Source organism: Pseudomonas agronomica, from assembly GCF_025917275.1.
In the GTDB taxonomy this organism is placed as follows: Bacteria; Pseudomonadota; Gammaproteobacteria; order Pseudomonadales; family Pseudomonadaceae; genus Aquipseudomonas; species Aquipseudomonas agronomica.
In genome coordinates, this window is the sequence record NZ_JAOSHO010000406.1 from 1 (window position 1) to 4641 (window position 4641).

The 4641-nt window shown below is 57.7% G+C and carries 4 protein-coding genes and 1 pseudogene; all 5 read right to left on the reverse strand.

Annotated features, from left to right (window positions below; genetic code table 11):
• A pseudogene (locus OC610_RS21580) lies at nucleotides 1-466 on the reverse strand (ImcF-related family protein); the annotation flags it as partial.
• Between the two features lie 9 nt (nucleotides 467-475).
• Nucleotides 476-1528, reverse strand: coding sequence for a hypothetical protein (locus tag OC610_RS21585; protein WP_264430639.1), 1053 nt, complete (start codon nucleotides 1526-1528; stop codon nucleotides 476-478).
• Nucleotides 1529-1707: 179 nt separating this feature from the next.
• Nucleotides 1708-1971 carry a PAAR domain-containing protein gene (locus OC610_RS21590; protein WP_264430636.1) on the reverse strand — a complete coding sequence of 88 codons (264 nt, stop codon included), beginning with the start codon at nucleotides 1969-1971 and terminating at the stop codon, nucleotides 1708-1710.
• Nucleotides 1972-2133: 162 nt separating this feature from the next.
• Nucleotides 2134-2730, reverse strand: a complete 597-nt coding sequence (locus OC610_RS21595; RefSeq protein ID WP_264430637.1) for a DKNYY domain-containing protein — start codon at nucleotides 2728-2730, stop codon at nucleotides 2134-2136.
• 490 nt (nucleotides 2731-3220) lie between these two features.
• On the reverse strand, nucleotides 3221-4474 hold the full coding sequence (locus OC610_RS21600) for an SEL1-like repeat protein (protein WP_264430638.1): 1254 nt from the start codon (nucleotides 4472-4474) through the stop codon (nucleotides 3221-3223).
• Nucleotides 4475-4641 lie beyond the last annotated feature (167 nt).

The following is a 4641-nucleotide window of genomic DNA, read 5'->3' on the forward strand; positions in this document are numbered from 1 at the left end:
AGCCGCCCCAGAGCAGCACAGTGCGCTGGCCTTCGAGCCATTTCTTCTTCGCCAGATGAGGGGCGATGGCGGTGATCTCGGTGGGTTCGCCGACGATGAGGAGAAATCGGACTTTGTGGCGCCAGAGGGGGCCGTATTGGAAGCGTAGGTGCTCGCGCAGTCCGTTCGATGCTTCTTCGTTTACCGAGTGGGGTTCGACCTTATCGACAGTCGGGCCATCGTCCGTCTGATACGTCCGATAAGCCGAACGTCCCATCACATTGCCTAGAAAATGGAAAACGCCCAGGAACAACACCGATAGCAGGGCCATTGCGGATATGCCCAGCAACCAGAGTGCCTGATGGTCGCTGCCAGCCTGAATGCCCAGCCATTGGGGGTAACGCCACACCATGGCGCCCATGATCGCGTTGATCAGCAACAGACCGCTGGTCACCGCCCACACGACTATAAAACTTCGCATCTGCATTCGAATGTCCTATTCCGATAATGAAGGCGCAGGCGTCAACGCCATGTTCCAAAGCCTGGAGTCAGCGCAACCATTGCCGCTAAAAATGAACTGCGCCCCCGAGCCCACCTGAATGGCTTGCGTCGCCGCGACAATCGCCAGCCATGGCGAGGCTTTGCCAGGGTTCCCCAGCACCGCGTCCAAATCACGAAGTCCTTGTTCATGCTCCATCGGTATCGCTAGTTGGGTTGAAACGTTGGTCAGGGCTGCATGACGTTGTGCATTCACTCCTGCTCGCCAGACATGCCGGATCGACTCAGCCTCCAACGGTACCCAGGCAAGCGCCTGCGTTGCGGCATCGCGCAATGCGTCGGAACAAGGTTGCCGCTCCTGTTCCGGGCGATGAAGAAACGCGATCGGCGCCAAGATGGTTTGCGCCAGGGGATTGCCCAGGAGCAAACCGGCGACCACTTCCGCCGTGCCTTCCGGTTGTCGCGGCGCTAATTGAAACGCGATGACCAGCAACACGGTCCGCTCATCAAAGCGCTGGTCGAGCCAATGGTCCAACGCATGCAAACCATCGCCTTCGAGGGAGACCGGCACCTGGCGGATGCCGGACGCTTGCCATGCCTGCGCCCATGTCCGATCCCACGCTGGGCCCGACAAGCCGCTATCGCCCTCCAACAACAACGCCAACGGTGTATGGGCAGGCAGTTGCGCCAAGGTGGGGGCCAGCTCGCCAAGCAACTGTTGCAACGTATGCAGCAACACCGGTTCGAGCTCTTCAACCGCATCGCCCGGTAGACGGCTGTGGCATGACGACGAGGCGAGCCTCGAAGGTTGCACCCTCTGCACCTTGATGCCGCTCTGCAAAGCCTCCAGTTGCACCGCTGGTTCTTCGCCTGGGACGCGCAGGGCGGTGTGCAGGTCGACATTCAGCACCCGTAGAAAGCGACGTCCCTGACGGGTTTTCTGGATCAAATCCTCTTCGCGTGCCTGATCCCAGCCATCGGCCACCGCTCGTTCGCCGAGATACAGCAACGCCCGCCCGCCCCCCAGGGCACACCACCCCAGCAAGGGCACACCCAAGGTCAGGCTCCAGAAAACCTCAGGCCTCTGATGTAACGCTTCAGGGGCGAACGACACCATGCCCCCAGCACCTAGCAGCAAACAAAACGCCAATAACCCGAGCCACCGCCAGGCGCGGGGGCGCGCAGGCCTGGGCGCCAAGGCCGGGACGTCATCCATTCGGACCGGCATGATCAACGTGCCCCCGCGCCAGGCATCGACGAAATCAGCGCACAACCACAGGCGCAACGATGACCGTCAAAAGCCATCGGCACACCATTGTCTTTAAATGCAGGGTGACCTTCGGCGATGACCGTCCGGCCGTGACCTGGAATCGGGCAGTCCACTGGATCGCCTTCCCGAGCGACCCCGACGCCGCCGAATTTCATGACGGTTGAGCCTGATTGGACGGTACCGCCTCCGGTTGTTTTGTCGCCGATTCGGATGATGTTTTTCATGTTGCTTTCCTTGTTCAAAAAAGCCCGTCCATGGGCAGAGTTCGGCACAGTCCAGTTGACTGATGCCTTTTGGGTCTCAACCACAAACAGCGTTTGCTAAGTCATCCATAAAATATCCAACCCACCTTTTCTGGGCCGACTGTCACGCTTTCCCGCGTGCTATTACGACGATGTGTCACGGGTAATCTCCTGCCCGTCCTGCAACACCAGCCGTGCCGGCTCCACGCCCTCGAAGTCAATCAAATAGCGCTGACGGTCGATGATGCAGTAGACCGTTACTCTATCCAGGGAGCAGGTCACGTCAGATTTCAATAGGTCTTTAAATAGCGTCGGACGTGTCCCCTTGCCGAGAACGAGCAGATCATCAACGACTCTGCCTAAAATCGGTGCCCGGATGCTCCTGTTGCGGCACATGGAAGATTTATCGTCCATGCAGGGAAGCTCCAGCCACGTCACTTCAGTCGGATCAAACAGCGGGAGCGACCATCCGTCCACGAAGAGATGTCGACTATCGCGGGCAAAGGAATACTCGTTCCCATGCGGGAGAACTCCGTCTGGGAAGAACACCTCGAAAGTCTCAAGATCGGCACCTTCAATTTTTTTTGTGTTGTAGTAAACCGAGGTGCGGTCCACCGCGTAACGGCTCAAGTCATCTTGCTGCGATGCGGTCAACTCTGCTTGTGCGGAGGGTGCTGTGCGAAAGTGCGTGCCATCTTGGCTGACTAACCAGAAATGACGATCTTCATGGGTCTGGTGCACCTGCAAAGCTCTAGGCAGCCAACAGACCGGGTTTAAGACCTGGCCCATTGAACCAACCCCCCCAGCCGTACATGGGCTACTTCGTGTGGTATTAGTTATCCCCCAGTAGGCCTTTCCATCCACTACCCGGTAACCAAACGTCCGTGCAGGCGTTGGCTCTTTACGGCAGGTCTCGGTCCGGTCCGGCCCCCGTCGTGTTCCGATGGAGTCGTCGACATCCGTATCAAACCATTGTGCAGTGCAACTGTAGTTTTCGAATGCCTGACAGGCTCCTGAAAGCCAGAGCAGCCCTGTGAAAACAGCCAGGCGGACACGCGTTTGGCCACGTCGTAATAAAACTCGACGTTGTCCAGTCATCTGACGCCATTCACGTTCAATTCTCATAAACATCATTCGATAGCTCATCCGTAAAATATCTCGTAATAAAGCTCGACACGGCACGGTCGGTGGATGGCCTTCCATGCCGCATGCCTGTTATGCAAACCGCAGATCATCCATGGAACATCCACTCAACCTTTTCTGGGCCAACTGTCACCCGATCCGGGAGCAGGAAACGGCTCTCCCACTTGCGTACGTTTAGTGTTGGCAGGATTTCGCCCTGTTCGAAGCGGCGGATGACGTCGTACGCGCCGGCGATCCAGTAGCCGGTATGCGGGCAGGCCTGGCCGCTGTGGCAGGTCGGTGCGGGTTGGGGGATCGTGATGAATGCAGGTGAGCTGGGCGTGGGTCTGCCGGTGGCGGGTTCGAGACCCTTGGCCTCGGCCAGCTCGCTGATCAGCGCTTCGCTGGGTTTTTGCGGTGGGACGTTGGCCAGGCGGGCTTCGAGCCATTGGAGTTTGCCGTCCCATTCAGGCAGCTTGGCGGGTGGCAGGGGGAGGATGTCGTTGATTTCGGGGACGGTGGGGTTGGCGTAGGAATACCTCGCCAGAATTCGCCAGATTGTTTTGTAGCGCTCGGCGCGTTCGAGGTCTTCTTGTTGGCCGAGGTAGTCCAGCTGATTGGAGGCTAGAGGTCCGCGAAATGCGTCCTCCAAACGCCCGGCAGCGCTTTCGTGACCTGCGACGACACCCTTCTGAAATACCTCAAGCGCCTGTTGATACTTCCCCTTGTGTTTAAGATAAACGCCCAGCGTAACAGCGGCCTTACCATGACCTTGCTCGGCGGCGCAACGATACATTTGTATCGCTATTTCCGGCGCGACATCAATGGCCTCGAGTTTTTCCCCTACGAGGTATTGGGCCTGGGCGTTGCCCTCATCGGCTGCTTTACGGAAGTAACGTAAAGACATGTCAGTGTCTTCATGCAGCCCCGCTGAACCTTGTTGCAGGAAGATTCCGACGAAGTAGTAACCCGTTGCTACACCTGCGTCGATCAAGATTTGGCTCATGCGCAAGTGCTGGGCGCCACTGAGTTCGAAACGACCGCGCATGGCGCCGTTTTGCAGATTGATATTGGCCTTGTAATGACCATGCTCAGCGGCGATGCGATATAACCGTTCAATCTCGGTATCGACGGTCTTGTCCTGCTTGAGCTGGTTGTTCTTTTGCAACCAGCGCGCGTATTGAAACAGCACATCGCTTTCGGCGGAGGGGGCTGGGATCGTTTCGTGTTTGCAGGTGAAGGCCAGCTTGGCTTCGATCTCGGTTAAAGGCTTCACGGAAGGGTCCTTCTCGGGGAAATTAAAAGCGCCACTGTTGCCGCAAGCGGCCAGCAGCAGGCAAGACAGCAGGAGGATTCGACGCATCAGTCGAGGTCCTTCAGGATGGCTTTGTCGTAATGGAATTCGACGAGCGAGGCGTCGGGCTTTTCCTTGTTGTTTTGGAGACGTTTGTTGTCCTCAATAATCTTCTCCCAAGCCTTAAACGCCTCCTCCGGATCATCCTGCGCCCCCTTCTCACCCGTATGCAGATT